The organism is Pseudoxanthomonas kaohsiungensis (assembly GCF_010211765.1).
Lineage (GTDB): Bacteria > Pseudomonadota > Gammaproteobacteria > Xanthomonadales > Xanthomonadaceae > Pseudoxanthomonas > Pseudoxanthomonas kaohsiungensis.
The window spans coordinates 1-606 of the sequence record NZ_PDWO01000054.1 but is presented as its reverse complement, the minus strand read 5'-3'; the positions used below and the strand labels follow the sequence as shown (position 1 = coordinate 606).

Here is a 606-nt window from a genome sequence, read left to right as displayed (position 1 = left end):
TGTTTCATGTAGTGAGAACGGATGAGTGTGTATGAAGCAGTGGGTTGTTTATGTAGATGAAGATGCTGATACTGTAGTTGAGTCGAGTGGAGGCAGGCTTAGCTTATTAGTTTTTTTTTTTTTTGCGCTGTCCGGCTACACCTCCGGCTTCTGGATCCTGCTCGGCGGCGGCGTGCTGCTGTTCCTGCTCGCGCCGCTGATCAACAAGCTGATGCACGGCGTGCGCTGAAGGGGCGGTAACGGGGAGGAATGCGCAGGGCGACGCGAGACCCCGCGTCGCCGTTGGGTTCCCGGTTTCCCGCTCCCCGACCATTGACGCCGAGCGCGGTGCCCGGTTACATCTGGGCGCTTGCGGCTGCCTCACGCATGCCGACCAGGGACTTGCATGAGCCAGACCAGCACTGCCGGCGACGCGGCCTCGACACCCGATTACCCGCAGCTGCTCGGCCATCCGCGGCCGTTGTGGATGCTGTTCATGACCGAGTTCTGGGAGCGCTTCGCGTTCTACAGCGTGAGCTGGGCGCTGGCGCTGTACATCGTGGCCGAGTTCTACCACGGCGACAGTTCGGGCCAGGCCTGGGCCAGCGCGATCTTCGGTTCGTACAC

The 606-nt window shown here is 61.6% G+C and carries 1 protein-coding gene and 1 pseudogene; both read left to right on the top strand.

Translation table 11 applies throughout. The annotated features are described in order from the left end of the window. Positions 1–31: 31 nt before the first annotated feature. Positions 32–229: a hypothetical protein gene (locus tag CSC66_RS17255; protein WP_162378638.1), complete on the top strand. Its 198-nt coding sequence runs from the start codon at positions 32–34 to the stop codon at positions 227–229. A 156-nt stretch (positions 230–385) separates the two neighbouring features. After that, a pseudogene (locus CSC66_RS17250) lies at positions 386–606 on the top strand (MFS transporter); the annotation flags it as partial.

Excerpts from the sequence above, each read along its gene's own strand:
- CSC66_RS17255 (WP_162378638.1), top strand. The coding sequence starts at position 32 with ATGAAGCAGTGGGTTGTTTATGTAGATGAAGATGCTGATACTGTAGTT.